The organism is Nitrospira sp. Kam-Ns4a (genome assembly GCF_965152595.1).
The window spans coordinates 2,216,827-2,230,897 of record NZ_OZ224218.1 but is presented as its reverse complement, the minus strand read 5'-3'; the positions used below and the strand labels follow the sequence as shown (position 1 = coordinate 2,230,897).

15 protein-coding genes and 1 pseudogene are annotated in these 14,071 nt (G+C 65.1%); 4 read left to right on the top strand and 12 right to left on the bottom strand.

The features are described from left to right. Positions 1 to 44: 44 nt before the first annotated feature. A complete protein-coding gene (locus ACWHYQ_RS11185) occupies positions 45 to 1,502 on the bottom strand; it encodes a porin (RefSeq protein ID WP_447972207.1) in 1,458 nt (485 codons plus the stop codon). Between the two features lie 14 nt (positions 1,503 to 1,516). Further along, positions 1,517 to 3,274: an OprO/OprP family phosphate-selective porin gene (locus ACWHYQ_RS11180; RefSeq protein WP_447972206.1), complete on the bottom strand. Its 1,758-nt coding sequence runs from the start codon at positions 3,272 to 3,274 to the stop codon at positions 1,517 to 1,519. 28 nt (positions 3,275 to 3,302) lie between these two features. Here ACWHYQ_RS11180 and ACWHYQ_RS11175 point away from each other — a divergent pair, with 28 nt between their 5' ends. Continuing rightward, positions 3,303 to 3,812 (top strand): hypothetical protein, encoded by a 510-nt coding sequence (locus tag ACWHYQ_RS11175; protein ID WP_447972205.1) that lies wholly within the window; start codon positions 3,303 to 3,305, stop codon positions 3,810 to 3,812. 18 nt (positions 3,813 to 3,830) lie between these two features. Here the strand turns inward: ACWHYQ_RS11175 and ACWHYQ_RS11170 are convergent, their stop codons facing one another. The 10 genes from ACWHYQ_RS11170 to ACWHYQ_RS11125 form a co-directional block, all read right to left on the bottom strand. Further along, positions 3,831 to 4,454, bottom strand: a complete 624-nt coding sequence (locus ACWHYQ_RS11170) for a hypothetical protein (protein WP_447972204.1) — start codon at positions 4,452 to 4,454, stop codon at positions 3,831 to 3,833. A gap of 190 nt (positions 4,455 to 4,644) precedes the next feature. Continuing rightward, a complete protein-coding gene (locus tag ACWHYQ_RS11165) occupies positions 4,645 to 5,049 on the bottom strand; it encodes a response regulator (protein WP_447972203.1) in 405 nt (134 codons plus the stop codon). Positions 5,050 to 5,194: 145 nt separating this feature from the next. Next, a complete protein-coding gene (locus tag ACWHYQ_RS11160) occupies positions 5,195 to 5,446 on the bottom strand; it encodes a hypothetical protein (protein ID WP_447972202.1) in 252 nt (83 codons plus the stop codon). A 25-nt stretch (positions 5,447 to 5,471) separates the two neighbouring features. After that, positions 5,472 to 6,350 carry a prohibitin family protein gene (locus tag ACWHYQ_RS11155; protein WP_447972201.1) on the bottom strand — a complete coding sequence of 293 codons (879 nt, stop codon included), beginning with the start codon at positions 6,348 to 6,350 and terminating at the stop codon, positions 5,472 to 5,474. Positions 6,351 to 6,359: 9 nt separating this feature from the next. Further along, positions 6,360 to 6,623: a hypothetical protein gene (locus ACWHYQ_RS11150; protein WP_447972200.1), complete on the bottom strand. Its 264-nt coding sequence runs from the start codon at positions 6,621 to 6,623 to the stop codon at positions 6,360 to 6,362. Between the two features lie 103 nt (positions 6,624 to 6,726). Further along, positions 6,727 to 6,996, bottom strand: a complete 270-nt coding sequence (locus ACWHYQ_RS11145) for a hypothetical protein (protein WP_447972199.1) — start codon at positions 6,994 to 6,996, stop codon at positions 6,727 to 6,729. A 428-nt stretch (positions 6,997 to 7,424) separates the two neighbouring features. Next, the gene (locus ACWHYQ_RS11140; RefSeq protein ID WP_447972198.1) at positions 7,425 to 7,817 is read right to left on the bottom strand and encodes a response regulator; all 393 of its coding nucleotides are present in this window, start codon (positions 7,815 to 7,817) and stop codon (positions 7,425 to 7,427) included. Between the two features lie 407 nt (positions 7,818 to 8,224). After that, on the bottom strand, positions 8,225 to 9,595 hold the full coding sequence (locus ACWHYQ_RS11135; protein ID WP_447972197.1) for a sigma-54-dependent transcriptional regulator: 1,371 nt from the start codon (positions 9,593 to 9,595) through the stop codon (positions 8,225 to 8,227). After that, entirely contained in the window at positions 9,585 to 11,198 is a 1,614-nt protein-coding gene (locus tag ACWHYQ_RS11130; RefSeq protein WP_447972196.1) for a sensor histidine kinase, read from the bottom strand. Before ACWHYQ_RS11130 ends, ACWHYQ_RS11135 begins: the two co-directional genes overlap by 11 nt. Before the next feature lie 139 nt (positions 11,199 to 11,337). Continuing rightward, on the bottom strand, positions 11,338 to 12,447 hold the full coding sequence (locus tag ACWHYQ_RS11125) for a hypothetical protein (protein ID WP_447972195.1): 1,110 nt from the start codon (positions 12,445 to 12,447) through the stop codon (positions 11,338 to 11,340). A 317-nt stretch (positions 12,448 to 12,764) separates the two neighbouring features. On the opposite strand from ACWHYQ_RS11125, the gene ACWHYQ_RS11120 reads away from it, so the two are divergent. The 3 genes and pseudogenes from ACWHYQ_RS11120 to ACWHYQ_RS11110 all read left to right on the top strand — a co-directional run bounded on the left by ACWHYQ_RS11120 (position 12,765) and on the right by ACWHYQ_RS11110 (position 13,922). Continuing rightward, positions 12,765 to 13,055 carry a helix-turn-helix domain-containing protein gene (locus ACWHYQ_RS11120; RefSeq protein WP_447972194.1) on the top strand — a complete coding sequence of 97 codons (291 nt, stop codon included), beginning with the start codon at positions 12,765 to 12,767 and terminating at the stop codon, positions 13,053 to 13,055. Positions 13,056 to 13,159: 104 nt separating this feature from the next. Continuing rightward, positions 13,160 to 13,249: pseudogene (locus ACWHYQ_RS11115) on the top strand (hypothetical protein); the annotation flags it as partial. A gap of 67 nt (positions 13,250 to 13,316) precedes the next feature. Continuing rightward, positions 13,317 to 13,922: a transposase gene (locus ACWHYQ_RS11110; RefSeq protein WP_447972193.1), complete on the top strand. Its 606-nt coding sequence runs from the start codon at positions 13,317 to 13,319 to the stop codon at positions 13,920 to 13,922. The last annotated feature ends 149 nt before the right edge of the window (positions 13,923 to 14,071 follow it).

The following is a 14,071-nucleotide window of genomic DNA, read 5'->3' as shown; positions in this document are numbered from 1 at the left end:
TATCACCCATCCGCGCCCGATCGCGGCGATTACGCCCGCCCTGCTCAATAGATCAACGTAAACCGGTACGCCAGCAGGTCCGTCGTCGGGGCGGTGGCGAAGGCCGGCGTGGCGCCGAACAGGTCGGTGTGCTCGTAGACCACCTGATGCCGGATCTCCCGGCTCATGTACCAGTTGAGCGCGAGGCTCACGCCGCGCGCCGTCCGCGCGTACAGGACGGCGCTGGCGAAGTTCAGGCCGAACGCGTCGGGGTCCACCTGCTGCTCCGAGTAGCGCGCGGCGAAGGTCAAGGCGCCCCAATGGCCTGGCTTGGTTAGGTCGAAGGAGGTCTTGGGGGTGATCCGGTTGAACGCCGGTTCGTCGTCCGTGAGCGCGACTTCCCCTTGGACCATCCAGGCTTGGTTCTGCAACGCGGCGGTCCGACCCGTCGTCTGGTTGAGGTTCGGCTCCCAGGTATGGACGAACGTCGCCATCATGCCGAGCCGCCCCCAGAACCATTGCGCCTCGGGCAGCACCCAGACGTGCATCCCGTTCCCGGTCACACCGCCGTTGTACTGGAAGATGATGCGATCCTGTCCCATCGTCAACATGGGCTGTTGGCAGACCGAGTTGAGGCACTCGCCGAACAGGACCCCGGTGCCCATCTCCAGCTTCCGGAGAGCCGGCGGGCCCTTCAGCAGAAAGGGCGTCGCCATGAGCCGGACCATGCCGAGCTTTCCATTGTCCGCCGACAGTTCCGGGACGCTGGCGCTGCCGACAGCGCCGTTGTTGCTGTTGAAGACCCCGAGGTCGTACCGGAGACGGCGCTGCAAGGTATAGCCGGTGAGCTGGACGCCGAAGGCGCGGCGCAAGGCGAAGTTCTGGACCAGCGAGCGCTCCAGGAACACGAGGTCGAATTCACCCTGCTGGTTCTCGATGCTCATGACCGGCTTGAACTGGCCCACGCGGACGCGAGCGTACTCGGACAGCTCGAAATCCAGAAAGACGTTGAACAGCTCGCTGCGCCGGCGCGGCGCCAGGTCCGGCATGATCTGCCCGCGGACGAAGCGGCCGATGCGGAAATCCAGGATGGGGCGCAGCCGGCGCAGCACGAAGCCGTCCGGCTCGGTGCCCGGATCGGTCCCCCGCTGCCCGAACGGAAACGCATGGTAGTCGGCCTGGATGCCGCCGTTGAGGTGGAGCCGGAAGTACCCGTCGGTCGAGTAGAGGAAAAAGCCGCGCTCCTTCAGCTCGGGCGACCAGCCGAGCCCCCGCTCCAACACCCCGCGCCCATGCCCACGCCCGACCATCGTGGATTCCAGTACGCTCAGCCGGCGGTCCAAGTCGCGCAGCCGCTGCCGGGCGGAGGGCGGAGGAGCCGGCGGACCGGTACGGCCTTCCGGGGCAGCCGGCGTCTGCAGCGCCGGCGGCATGCCGCTCTCGGGGGGCGTGCTGGGCTCCTCCGCCGCCCAGGCGGCGCTCCCCAGAACGAGGCTCAGGGCAAGCACCCGCAGGATCGTCACAGCTTGACTCAGAATCAGAAGGTGAGCTGGGTGCGGAACATCAGGCCGTCCTCGTGGCTCGCCGCGTGGTACGCCGGGGTGGCCCCCGTGAAGTCTGTATGAACGAAATTGGCTTCCAGCCGAAGGTTCTCGTTGAGGTACCAGTTCAGGGCGAGCGTGGAGCTTTTGGCGCGGAGCACGCTGACGCCGGGATCGGCAAGGTTGTAGGCGTAGGTGGCGGGATCAATGTTGAGCTGCGCGTACCGGACCGCGATCTCCCAGGCGCCCCACTGCCCGTTCGAGGGATTCAAGGGCTCGCGCGGCTGGACACGGCCGAACGTCGCGGTGTCGTCCGTGAGGAACATCGAAACCTGGCCGGACCAGGCGTCGTGGGTCGTCTGGACTGACGGGCCGCCAGAGGTGACCGTCAGACGCTGGGTACTCTGGACGTATTGGGCCATGACGCCGAACCGCGACCAGTACCAGGCGAGTTGCGGCGCGATCCGGGTCCGGTCGCCGGCGCCGGTCACCGTGGACCTGTACTGAAAGAACGTGTAGCTAAACGTTTCGGTCTGCATGGGGTCCTGCCCGCTGGTCTGCCGAACCGACCCGTGACTCATCCCTACTCCCAGGCCGAGGCCGCGCAGCCAGCGGGTCTGGCTATGAAGGAAGGGCCGGGAGAAGACCCGCGCCTCCAGCGTCTTGCCCGAGCTGAAGGCCGCGCTCTCCTGATAGAAGTTCGCATTCGGCGCGCCGTTGAAGACGCCGAGCTGGTACTCGACCAGCCCATGGTCCCAATAGCCCCACACCATGGCGCCCAGGTCGCGATTGGGGAGCAGGTTGCGGGTGAGGGAGCGTTCCATGAAGCTCAGGTTCTGGGTGGCCTGGAGCATTTCGAGTCCGATCGGGCTTTTGAACTTGCCCATCCGGACCCGGAACGCGGAAAAGTAGTCCCACTCGCCGAAGGCGTCGGGGGTCTGCACGCGGCCCTGGACCAGCGGGCTGTTGGTGAAGCCGTTCCCGAGATCGGGCGTCATGAAGCCGCGGAAGTATCGCCAGAGGCGGAAGTGGACCATGGGGCGGACGCGCTGGAGCACGAATGTGCTCGGTTGCACGCCGGGGTTCGTCCCGTTCTGGCCATCCGGGAAGCTCCGGTAGTCGGCCTGGAGGAGCACAGGCAGCCGCAGAAAGAAGTCGCCGCCGGACGACATCAGGAAGAACCCGTTGTGCCGGGTGTAGCCGCCGATCAGGCCGGCCAGGCCCGGCCGCTCCTCGGTGCCCACGAGCGCCCGCTCGAGAGCGCTCACGCGCTCCGTGAGCCGCTTCAGTTCTCCCTCGAGCTCAGCCTCCGAACGCTCCGGAGGGGCCGGCTTGGGGCTCGGCGCAGGAGGGGCCGGTGCCCCAGGAGCGGCGGGGGCCCGACCCGCAGGGACCTGCGACTGCAACTCCTCGTAGGCCTTGCGCAGCTCGTCCACCTCCTGGAAATCAATCGCCGGCGTGCCGTCGCGTTCGTCCGTCACGGGCGGCGGCAGCGGCACCGGCGGCGCCGGCGGGCCCTTCGGTTGATCCGTGAGCTTCAATCGCTTGTGGGCTTCCTGCACCCGCTCCCCGATGGCGTCGAGCTCGACCTGGTCAATCGGCGGAGTCTCGTCGTAATAGCCGAAGTACGGCTCCACCGCCCAGGCGGACGACAGCCAGGTCGTGGAGACAATTCCGAGCAGCAGGAGGCTTCCGGTCAGCTTGTGGAGCGCCGATCCGTCACCAGCGCGCCTTTGTGGTACAATCCGTTTCATCCCTTCATCTCTCCACGAGGAGGACACGATGGCGAGCAGGGCCGAGCGTGTGTGGATAGGCCTCACCCTGACCGCAGCCCTGTCGGGGGCAATGGCCTGCACGGGCGCGTCATCCGGAGGGCCCTCGGCTGACTTGGTTCGCATGCCCGATCGCGTCGCCCAGTGGCAAGCCGGCGACGCGGTCTTGAAAGACGGGCTGCGGACGGCCCATGATCGGTACCGCCGGGACGCCTCGATCGAGGCGCTGCAGGGGTACGAGACGGCGGTCCGGCAGTACCTGGATCATGGATTTACCCTCTACCGATCCTACAAGGCGGCCAAGCTCGATCCGCCGGACGATCTCCTGCCTTCACTGGAACAGCGCACGGCGTTGCTCATGGACGTGGCGGACGAGTACATCAAGCACGGCAGTCTGGCGGTAGGAGAGGGAATTGCCGAGGAGCTTGTGCACAACTACTCGGATCTCCCGGTCATGACGCCTGCGCAGCGCCGGGCCGAGGCTGTGCTGCTTCGCTACCGGTATAGGCAGGACTACTAGCGGGCCACGCGTCACCCGCTATTCCGTCGTCACAGCAGACCATTCCACTAGCCGACCGTTCCGGAACACCAGATCCCATTCGTAGGGACGATCCAGCATCGCCTGGTACCGGAACCGGACCAACGCCCCGACCGCGAAGGTCTCCTGCGGCTTGCCGTAGATCCGCAGGACCTCGTCGGTCGTCATGCCGAGTTGCAACCCCTTCTTGGTGCGGATCGGCACATTCCTTCGCACCGGCCCGTAGCAGACCCCCGTGAGCGGCGGATCGGTCGAGAGCGTGATGGCATCCACGAGGCTGTTCACTTCCAGCCGCAAGTAGGATCGCCCCTCCGAGCTTTGAACGTTATACAGGTAGGACACCGTCTCGCCCGACGCGGAGGGAATGAGGCAAGGAGAGCGCCCCAGCTTGCGTTCCACCTCCGCGGGCCCGTCCTGCCCCAGCACGATGGAGGCCAGCTCAATGTCGCCGACCCGATCCTGCTCTGGGGTATCGTCCGCGCGACCGATCATCGGCAGTGCGAAGGTCGCTGCCAGGATCAGTGCCAGCGCAGCCCCGCTTCTGCACCAGTGAGCCGGCCCGGTGAGCCGCTGGCAGCGGTCAGACCGAGACGCGGAACTGGGCTCGAGCATCCACGCACGCATCGGGGCGACCCCTTTCTCAGACAAGGAGGTTGGTTTCTGCCCGGCAGATAAGCAAGCCTGATGCCAGGCGACGGCGATGCGGCAGTGCCACAAACGCGGGCCTTTGCACGCCTGCGCATCCTCGTGAGGGGCAAAAATGAGCGGATTCGCGCAAGCCGCACTGCGCGGAGGAGGGAGATGGTGCGGCCGGTTAAGAGACCTTCGCTGCCGACGGAATCTTCAAACCCGGGACCGACCGGTGGATCGCGGACACGACGATCGCTAGGATGTTCGCCACGTCATAAGGCTTGCGAAGGTACGCATAGGCGCCGAGCCGGCATGCAGCGGCCGCTTCGTCGGAGCCGGACAGCAACACCACCGGCGTCTCGGGCCAGACCGCCTGGCAGAGGGCAAGGAGCTTCAATCCGTTGAGGCGCGGCATCTGGTAGTCGGTGATGACCAACGCGTAGGATTCCAGATTCAGCCTGCCGGCAGCCTCGATCCCGTCGCGCGCCCCCTCGACTTGATAGCCGGCCCCCTCCAGAGCCCAGATCAGCACCTGGCGTGCATCGTCGTCATCTTCTACCACCAGAATTTTCTGCCGGGATGGCTCCATGGCGATTCCTCCGTGCTCCATCGTGTCCGTGCCACGCGCGGAGCGCCTTCCCCGTTTGTGCGGGTGAGGGCCTCTGCGTCGACGCCCCCACCCGCATGCGACCATGGCTACGGGCTGGCTCACACGCAGCCATGGTCACAACCTGTCAGGCCTCTTGCGGCACAGGCCCCGCGCGTAGGCACAGCGGCCCTTTCGACATGCGGCCTCGTCCTCCGGTGTGGCCAGCCACGAGTGCGCGGCAGGTGTCTGCCGCATCACGGTGGCCGGCGATGACGGGATCCTCGATGTGCCCGCAGTTCACACACCGTCCCCCTACAAATGAGCCCTGCGCGATCCCCTCGCGCATGTCGGTGAAGTCTTCGAGCACCATGAACCCGCCGCAGCGCGCGCAGCCCATCGCCCCCTCCTTCGTTGACAACCGGTTACCGCGTTCCCGGCTCGTCGGCCGCCGGCGGGTGCGCCGGAGCCCCGCCGGGGTTGATGATCACCGGCACGTTGCTGCCGTCCGGCACCAACACGAATTTGGCCGCGGGGCTGTCATAGAGCTTGAACCGGAGGTAGGTCGGCGTGAGCGTCTGCGCGATGATCTCCTGGGCCTTGGCCTGCCCCGCCGCCCGAATTCGCAGCCCCTCAGCCTCTCCTTCCGACCGGATCCGGATCGAATCGCCCTCGCCCTTGGCCCGGATGCGGGCGATCTCCGCGTCCTTGCTCGCGATCACCAGCTCGAATTCCTTCTGCTCCTTTTCCTGCTCCTTGGCCTGCTTGCGCTCGACCGCGTCGAGCACCATCTTGGCCAGCTCGATGTCTGCCAGCGCGACGCTGGCGATCTCGAGATGCCGCCCCTTGAGCTTCTCGACCACGACCGCCTGTACTTTGCTCGCGATCTCCGCACTCTTCTCCGGCACGTGGACCATGGCATAGCCTGAAACGACGCTCCGGACCGCCGCCAACAGTTCGGGCTTGACGATGCGCGTGTAGAAGTCCGCGCCGACTTCCTGAGCCAAGAAGTACACCTCGTCGGGCATCGGGCGCAGGATGATCGCGGCCTTGAGCTCAACCAGCAGGTCATCGGAGCTCAAGGCCTCGACTTTTTCCGTGAAGCTCTGCCAGCGCACGTCATAGACATACACATCGTTCCACGGCGCCCGCCAATAGAAGCCGTCCTTCAGCGGCTGCGTGGAAAGGCCTTCGGTGAACGGATGCCAGCGGAGCCCCCGGTAGCCCGGCTGGACCGTCGTCCCGCATGCCGCGCTCATGATCGCCACGAGGAGGAGGGTCGCGACCGCTCGGCTCACTGGCATCGGCTGCCCCTATCGCGGCGCTGTTGACGGAGGGAACAGGACGTGGCCCCCGGCCAGGCCCGCATGCGTCCCCGCCAATCGCTCCTGCTCTTGCGCCGCGTGCTCATAGAAGTCCGCCAGCGTTCTTGCGCCGGAGACCCATTCGGAGTCGGATCCGAACAGCCGCTCGTAGACGGCCACCCGGGCTCGCATCTCGTCCGCTCTCCGCCGCAAGGCCGCCGCCTCCCGGCTGTGGTACAAGGCGATTCGCCATTGGTCCTGAGCGGGATCCATCGAAGAGAGGTCCAAGGGGGCCGTGGGTCCGCTACAACCCACCTGGATCGCCAGGCCGAGGCCAAGCAACCACCCCGCCGGCCAACTCCGGATTCGCGCAGGCTCATCTCTCACCCAATCCTCTGTGACTTGAGTCATCCGCTCCAAGGGCGTTGGCCTCAACCAATCGGATCTCGTAATCCCCGGCCAGAGGCCGCAAATCAACCTGCTGTCTCTGTTGCAGGCGGAACAGGGCCTCGAAGAGTCGTCGCCACTGGTAGCCGGCCATTGCATCAGCGAGTTCGAGGAAGCTCAGCCGCCGACGCGAGTAGAGGAGGCCCAGGATCAAATCCTCGACGTCGCTGTCAGAAAGGCCATGCGCCTTGTGGTCCATCGGGGACGCCTCCGCCCTGATCGCACGCGCGCGGGGTGCGATACCGATGCGTAGACACACAGCAGGACTCGGCAAGCATCGTGCCTGGCCTTGGAAGGCGTCCATTCCCGCAACGACTCGGGGGGAGATCGTGCGATGGCGCAGAGTTAGGGGCTCCGACCAGCAGCGCGCCAGATCCAGCGGCTCCCCTTCCCGAGATCGTCTCCCACTCCGCACGGTGCGTGGGGTGCGGAAATGCACACCGCGAGGGGAACCCCGGACCTCCCGCGGTACCCAATGCCCGCATGAGCAGCGTCGAGCCGTCGCGGCAGCTCCGGACGATGTACCCGTCGCTGGGCGCCATCCTGCTCACGGCCAGCCAGGACGAACCCCTCCTCAAGACGGCGCTGGATCGGAGCGCCTTCGACAGCCGCGGCCCGCCGCCAACGCTAGCCGCGCCCACCCGCTCGCCTCGGTCGGGTTCCCATCACGGCGTGGCGTACGGTCTGGATGAACTCCCGCACGGGATGGGGCTTGGGGATCCACGCATAGGCTCCGTTGCGGAGGGCCATCTCGCCGATCGCCTCGGCTGAGAGCACAATGACCGGGAGGGTCGGCCAGTGACGGCGAATGTACTGCAAGAGCTGCAGGCCATCCATGCGTGGCATGTGGTAATCAGTCACCACAGCATGATAGGTTTCGGCCACCAGCTTCTGGATCGCGTCAAGCCCGTCGGCGGCTTCTTCGATCGCATACCCCTCGAACTCGAGCATCGCCTTGGTCAACTCCCGCGTCTCCAGGACGTCATCAACAACAAGAATTCGCGGAGACCTGTTCGGCATGGCATCCCCTGCTTGTGACTCACCCATTACTGACCCAGCTCCGAAGCCTGCTGCGCTCACGTGTGCGCGGACCTGTGTTGCCCTTCCCGACGACCTGCATGGGTCGAATCTGCCGCCACCCCGGCGCAGATGGATGACCCCCTCCTGATCACCCTCCTTGAAAATGAGCGTGGTCATCAGGCCGCTCGCTCCACGCCTAGAGCAACCATAGTGCCATGCAGGAGGCTGCCGTTCGGCTGCCGAACCGCGCGGGAATCTATGGGTGCTTGCCTGGTGGGGGGCGAGGTGCGGTGTCCGGATAGGCGGACTGTGGTGACGGTTGTAGCAGAGTCGCACAGGTCGCAGAGTCGAGGACAAGCGGCTGGTCGGCTAAACGGCTGGTGGAATCGGGCCTGCCTCGGGGAGGGCTAGTCCGAGTCTCTGAAGAGATAGCGGTCCAGCAACCGGTACAGGGCCCAGCGGCTGATGCCAAGTCGCTGGGCGGCTAGGGTCTTATTTCCCTTGCTGGCTTTGAGCACCGCGAGTACGTGGGCTCGTTCCCGCTCGTCGAGGGATTCCGGGGGCGACATGGCCGCCGAAGTTTCTCCGCTTCTGGGCGGTGTTTCACGGACCTCGGTGGGTAGATCGTCCAACGTCAGGACCCTGTGGGTGGCCAGGGTCACCGCCCGTTCGATCACGTGTTCTAGCTCGCGCACGTTGCCGGGCCAGGCATAGCGCTGCAGGGCCTTCAGGGCCGTCGCGGCGATGCCGTTCACCGGGGGCTCGCGCCGGGCTCCGTACCGGGCCAAAAAATACTCGGCCAGCATCGGGATGTCGTCGGTGCGCTCCCGCAGCGGCGGGAGGACCAGCGTGATGGTGTTCAGCCGGTAGAGCAAATCTTCGCGGAATTTGCCTTCCTTTACGAGGTGGAGGAGATCCCGGCGAGACGCGGCGATCACGCGGAGGTCCACGGGAATCCCGTCGTTGCTTCCGACTCGTCGGATTTCTCGCTCTTGCAGTGCCCGGAGCAGCTTGGCCTGCGCCGCCTGCGAGAGGTCTCCGACTTCGTCGAAGAAACAAGTCCCGCCGCTGGCTTCTTCCAGCAGCCCGCGACGAAAGAAGTCAGCTCCGGAAAAGGCTCCCTTGACGTGGCCGAACAGCTCGCTTTCGAGGAGGGTGTCGGGAATGGCGCTGCAGTTGATGGCGACGAAGCGTTTGGATACCCGGGGGCTGTGGTCATGAATGGCGCGGGCGACGAGTTCCTTGCCGGTCCCGGTCTCCCCGTGAATCAGGACGCTGGCCTGGCTGGGCGCCACCTTCCCGATGAGCTTGAATACCTCCAACATCTTCCGGCTCTGGCCGACCAGGGTGGGCATCCGGACATGGTCGTCGAGGCTCTGGCGGAGCTGCCGGTTTTCAGACACGAGGCGTTTGTGCTCCACCGCCCGCGTCGCGATCAACACCAGCTCATCCAGATTCACCGGCTTGCTGATGTAATCGAATGCGCCGCGCTTCATCGCCTGGATGGCGGTGTCCACCGAGCCGAACGCGGTCAACAAGACCACTGGCGTATCGGGGGCGTCCGTTCGGAAGGATTCCAACACGTCCAGCCCCGAGAGCGTGCCCATACGGATATCGCTCAACACGACGTCATATTCCCGCCTGCCACCCTTGACCAACGCCTCTTCGCCGCTGCTCGCCAGCTCGACCTGGAACCCGGCTCGGGTGAGCGCTTCTCCCATCAGGTCGCAGTGAGTTCGATCGTCGTCGACGACGAGCACCCAAGGCCTAGCCGTCATCGGCCGCCTCTCCCATCCACACTGGAAGATCCACGGTAAAGACCGTGCCCCGGCCGACCTCGCTCCGGACCGCCAGGCGTCCGCCACACGAGGCCACGACGCGATGGCAGACGGCCAGCCCGAGCCCGCTCCCCCCGCCGCTCGCTCGGGTCGTAAAAAACGGCTCGAAGATTCGTGCGAGATGCTCGGGGGGAATGCCCTGTCCCGTATCCCCGACGAGCAACCGGATCGCGCTCTGGGCCAACGCAGAGCTTCCGGACAGCATCACCACACCGTCCGGGGGACTGTCGTGGGCCAGCACGGTGGTGACCGACAACGTCCCGCCGTTGGACATGGCCTGGATGGCGTTAGTCAGGAGGTTAAACAGCACCCCCTTGAGCGCCGTGCTATCCCCAGCCGCAGCCGGCAAGGCGGGCGCCAAGTTCGTTTGCAGCGTGATATTCCTAGTGGACACCACCGGCACAATCAAGGCCAAGCTCTGTTGCACGACTTCGTTCAGATCCACAGAAGCGATCTGGATCCGGACTTGGGTGGAGTCGAGGATGTGCCGAATGATCTCGGTCATCCTGGCTAGCTCGGAGCGGATGATGGCCACCCGCCGATACCGGTCCTGTTGATCCGTGTCGTTCGCCAGCATCTGGAGGTGGCCCGAAATCGCGCTGAGCGGGGTACCCAGTTCATGGGCGACCACTGCGGAGAATTCCCCGAGCGCTGCGAGCTTCTGCGCCCGTTCCGCCTGGGTTCTGGCCTCCACCAGCAACAGGGTGGTCTGGCGCAGCTCCTCCGTGGCCTCCGCCACCCGGGTGATGAGCGTCTGGTTGAGCCCCCGAATCTCTCCGAGGAGACGTTCCCTTTCGGCAATCGCTTCCCGAACCCGACCGAGCATCCGGTTATACTGACGCGACACTTCCTGGAGGTCCGAAGGGCCCATGAGCGGGGCCCGGCTCGTGAGGTCTCCCGCTTCCGCTTGCCGCATCGCGCACAAGAGCCGGCTGATCGGCTGATGAACTGTGACGCGGATCAAGACAAGAAAGATCAGGCAGGTGATGGCGACGGCCCCTACCCCAACCTCCTTCGCCAGGATCGCCTCCGCTCTGATCAGGCGATCGTACTTCCACAGGGAGAAACGCCCACGAAGCGCGCCCTCCACGTGCCCCTCCACCTGAATGGGGGCGGTGATGATCCAGGCCCGGTCCATCACTGAGTCGTCAAAGACCGCATACGTGCGACCGGCCTCCACCGCCGCCCGCTCCTCCGCACTGAGTGTCTGCAGGGTACGTTGCGGATCACTGCTCAGCACCAGCTCGCTGATACCGGGCCAAAACGCGAAGACCTCCAACCAGCGGATCCCCGGCCGCAACTCGAAGATGTCCTGAAAGGCTTCGCGGAGCGCACGCGTGTCGTGGATGTGGTCGCCGGCATTTCGCACCAGCCGGCTCACCGAGCCGGCTGCCCGACGAAATTCGGCCTGGAGGTTTCGCTCCGCCGCCTGCTCAATGACACGCCGGTCCAGCAGGTTGACGAGCACAATGGTCACCCCGACCAGACAGACGCCGGTGCCGATTACCCAGGCAAGGATACCGGTCAGCAGTGGGAACTTCATGATCGCACCGCGCAAAGCTGATACGTGACAGTGCAATCTCCATGCCGCCACTCGCTGTCAGTGAGTCCGTTAGCCCGACGCGAACGCTTTCCAGCAGGCCTTATGGGTTACCCGGCACAGCCAACCCGTCCTGATCGCGTTACCGCATCAACACCGGCCGTCCTTTGCTGCCCCAGTAATAGTACAGCGTAAAATTCGGATAGACAGCATTCAGATTATTCTGCCCGAAGGGGGTGAAGAGTACGCCGCCGGCGATCACGATGTTGTTGGAGAACTTGTATTCGATGGTCGGCTGGGCCCCCAGGATATTGAAGACCGGTGTGTTATGCGGGTGGGTCGTCACGGCCGGCGCGGCAATATTCACCCCGTGCCCGTCGAGCCGCCAAGCCAGCCCGTGGAGGCCCATGAATTCGATCACATAGCCAAACCCCCGAGCATCGTCCAGAACATGTTCGACCATCACCCGCCAATTGATGAGGTCGCCCCCATACTTGTGCACCCCTCCGGCGTTCCCCGGCGTTCCGTACGAATAGTACCCGGCGGCCATGAGGCGGAACGGCTGCAGGTTCTTGCGCAACATGATTCCCTCGGTGAACGTCTGGTCCCCGAAGCGCGTCGAAGGGAGTCGCCCAATGGGGGCAAAGCCCCCGGGAATCGGCGTCGTCTCCGCCCACTTGCTACTCGGCAGGACCCATCCGTGAAACCAAGTCACGGTGGGGCGCCATGAATCCGGATCCTGCACGACGAGCCGGTGCTTCAGAAACAACGAGGTATCCCCCAGCCCGTGCGCATTTCGACTGTCACTCGGGCTGCCATGTTGTTGGGTGGCGAACCAGTCCACCCAGCTCAACGCGATCACGCCCTCGAGGGAATCGGTGATCCCGTACTCGTACGGGAGCAGAAACAGGGAGGCGCTTAAATGGGTCGGATTGTTCGTCGTGTCGGTCCCGAATTGATTCCCGAAGAGGGCATGGCCCGTTTGCCCGAAGACGTAGGGGTGCACGACGGTCTGCCCTTTGGGCTGAATGTCGATCGCCGGATTGAGCATGGGCCCCGCAGCGAAGGGATTCCAGCTTTTCCGGTACCTCTCGATGTCCTCCGCCGGGGCTGGTCGAAAGATGGCGTTGATGAAGTTGTAGCAGCGCAGGCAGACATCATCCAGATCCGCGCGCACCGGAGCGGGAGACAACCACACCGCCAGACTTAGCCCAAATGCAACCCAGACACCAGCAGGCATTCGCTGAGCCATGACTCCTCCTTGACCGATGAACGATACGAGGCGGGAACCTTCAATGGAAAGCCATGCGTGTTGGCCTCCCATGGTCCGAACGTCAAGAGAATATCATAATACATTACATAATGTCAAGTATTCTGTCATCCCGGACATGGTGCAGACTACGAAGCCCCCGAGACTGCTCCTCTCCTGACGCGTCAGCTTCCTGCTCAGCCGGTTCGCCTGGCGGTTGAGAAAAAGGAGGACACCCTCTATACTGCTCCCCTGAAGGAGTGGACACTTTGGAGAGTGAGTGGTAAGGGATTGGATCACTCAACGAGGAGGTGTCCAACATGAAGGGGCGTCACTGGACTGCGGAAGAGCAACGGGCCATTGTCCTGGAAGGAATCAAAGGGGCCAAGCCGGTCGCGGAGATCTGTCGGGAGCACCAGATGGCCCAGACCCAATCCGACCAGTGGCGGGATCGCTTCCTGGAAGGGGGCCAGCGGGCCTTGACCAACGGACTCCCTGCGAGTGAGGAGGCGCTCAAGCGGGAGATCGAGCAGCGCCAGCGGCTCATCGGCAAGCAAGCCGTGGCCATTGAGCTGGTAAAACAAACGGACGAGTTGGTCGGGAGGCGGTGATCCTGGTGGACGCGTGGCGCGAGGCCGGGTGGTCGGCGGCGGCGGCCTGTCGGCTGATCGGGCTCAGCCGCAGCGGCTCCTAGGCCGCCCGGCACGAGCGGCCGGTGCCGACGGCGGGGCCGAATCCCGCCGATGAGGCGCTCCTGGCGCGGATCCGCCCGATCACGGAAGCTCATCCCTTCTGGGGCTACCGGCGCGTGTGGGCCTGGCTGCGGGATCGGGAGGGCCTCCCGGTCAACAAGAAGCGGGTGGACTCGGCTGATGCGGGAAGCGGGCTTGACCGTGAAACGGACGCGCCAGGCGGCGACCCGGACGCCGAGGGCGAAGCCGACGGCCACGCGTCCCCGGCAGTTCTGGGGGATCGACATGACGACGTGCCTGATCCCGGCGCTGGGTTGGGCGTACCTGGTCGTGGTCCTGGACTGGTACACGAAGAAGATCGTCGGCTGGGACCTGGCTCTCCGCAGCCGCCGGCAGGAGTGGGAGGCCGCGCTGGCCCAGGCGGTCCAAGCCGCATGCCCGAACGGGGTCCGGGGAGCCGGCTTGAAGCTGGTCTCCGACAACGGGAGCCAGCCCACCGCGACTGGCTTCATGGCCGCCATGAGCGTCTTGGGGATCGAGCAGGTCTTCACCAGCTACGACAATCCCAAGGGCAATGCCGAGACAGAACGCCTGATGCGGACGATCAAAGAAGAGCTGCTCTGGCTGCGGGCGTGCACGAGCCTGGAGGACGCGCGGGCGGCGATCCGCCACTGGATCACGGTGGAGGACCACGAGCGCGACGTGCATTCGGCTCTGGGCTATCGGAGCCCGCGGGAGTTCGAGGCGATGCTCGGCGAGCAGGAGACGGCACAAGCGGCTGCGTAGGATGACTCACTCTCAGCACCAGAAAAAGTGTCTTGACAAACGGGGAGCATTACACCTCCGAGATCGCACTCGGGCTCGCGTCTGAAGGTCGAAGCCCAGTTGATCAAGGGGCTCTGCGAGGCGAGTCAGCACCTCCCACTCCGCACTGT